This is a genomic window from Methylobacterium sp. WL116 (assembly GCF_008039455.1).
Classification (GTDB): Bacteria; Pseudomonadota; Alphaproteobacteria; order Rhizobiales; family Beijerinckiaceae; genus Methylobacterium.
This window is the reverse complement of the sequence record NZ_VRUV01000751.1, coordinates 1-1689: the sequence shown is the minus strand read 5'-3', so window position 1 is coordinate 1689 and position 1689 is coordinate 1. Positions and strand designations below refer to the sequence as shown.

The 1689-nt window shown below is 75.0% G+C and carries 2 protein-coding genes; both read left to right on the top strand.

Features of this window, described 5'->3' with window-relative positions:
* Positions 1–688 (top strand): CpsD/CapB family tyrosine-protein kinase (locus FV223_RS26955; protein ID WP_147729779.1); only part of this gene is annotated, 688 nt, incomplete at its 5' end.
* Positions 688–1689 (top strand): glycosyltransferase (locus FV223_RS26950; RefSeq protein WP_147729778.1); only part of this gene is annotated, 1002 nt, incomplete at its 3' end. The genes FV223_RS26955 and FV223_RS26950, both read left to right, overlap by 1 nt.

Below are 1689 nucleotides of genomic sequence, written 5' to 3'. Positions count from 1 at the left end.
GCCGCTCGCCGCGGCGCTGCGCGACGCGCGCAGCGATCCGCTGATGCAGCAGGTCCTGCGCAACCTCGGCGCCCGGCTGATGCTGGCCGGCGTCGACGGCACGAGCCGCGCGATCCTGCTCACCTCGGCCGCGCCCGGCGAGGGCAAGTCCTTCACCACCCTCGCGCTCGCCCAGCTCAACGCGGCGAGCGGGCGCCGCGTGCTCGTCCTCGAATGCGATCTGCGCCGCCCGGTCTTCGAGACGGCTCTGGACCTGCCCGCCGGCCCCGGCCTCGCCGGCGTGCTGCGCGGCGAGGCCCTGCCGCGGGAGGCGGTGATCGCGACGGCGACGCCCAACCTCGACGCCATCCCCGCCGGCGCGGCGACCACGGAATCGACCGAGCTGCTGATGGGCAAGCGCATGACCGAGCTGCTGCTCTGGGCCCGCAAGTACGACCTTGTGCTGATCGACAGCCCGCCCGCGGCGATGCTGATGGACGCCCAGATCCTGGCGCGGCAGGTCGACGGCGTGCTGTGCTGCACCCGCTGGGGCCGCTCGCAGGTGTCGGCGATCAGCGCCACCGTCAACGGCCTGCGCGAGGCCGGCGGCGACGTGTTCGGGCTCGCGATCACCATGGTGCGGGCCGACGACCACCCGTTCTACGACACCGGGCACGAGCCGGCGCGCCGCTATCTCGGAGCCGCGTGATGGACCGTCCGCGGGTCGTGTTCGTCAACCACACCAGCACGATGTCGGGCGCCGAGATGGTGCTGTGCGATGCCGTCGGACCCTGGCGCGGCGCCACCGCCTTCCTGTTCGAGGACGGGCCGCTCGCGACCGCGCTGCGGGAGCGGGGGCTGGCGGTCGTCCGTGCGCGGCACGGATCCGGGCTGTCGTCCCTGCGCCGCGACGGCTCGCCCTGGCGCGCGATTCCACTGGCCGGACGGCTCGCCGCGACGATCCTGGCGCTGGCGCGGACCGCGAAGGCCCACGACGTGGTCTACGCCAACTCGCAGAAGGCCTTCGTCCTCTCGGCCCTCGCCGCGGCTCTCGTGCGCCGCCCGCTGATCTGGCACCTGCACGACATCCTCGATCCCGCGCATTTCGGGGCGGCGCAGCGTGGGCTTCAGGTCCGCCTCGCCAACGCGTTCGCCGCCCGGGTCGTGGTTCCGTCGCAGGCCGCCGCCGACGCCTTCGTCGCGGCGGGCGGGCGCCGGGATCTCATAGAGATTGTGCCCAACGGCCTCGACCTCGACGGCGAGCCCGGCGACCCGGCCGCCCTGCGCACGAGCCTCGGGTTGCCGCACGGCCCGCTGGTCGGCGTCTTCAGCCGGCTCGCCCCGTGGAAGGGGCAGCACGTGGTGCTGGAGGCCCTGGCCCGCTCGCCCGGCACGGCGTGCATCGTCGCCGGCACCGCCCTGTTCGGCGAGGACGCCTACGCGAACGGTCTGCATGCGCGCGCGGCCGAGCGCGGGCTCGCCGACCGCGTCCACTTCCTCGGCCAGCGCGGGGACGTGACGCGCCTGATGCGCGCGGTGGACGCGGTGATCCATCCCTCGATCGCACCCGAGCCGTTCGGGCGCACCCTGGTCGAGGCGATGCTGGTCGGGACGCCGGTGATCGCCACCGATACGGGCGCGGCGGCCGAGATCCTCGACCGGGGCGCGGCGGGGACCCTGGTGCCGCCCGGCGACGCGGGGGCGCTCGCC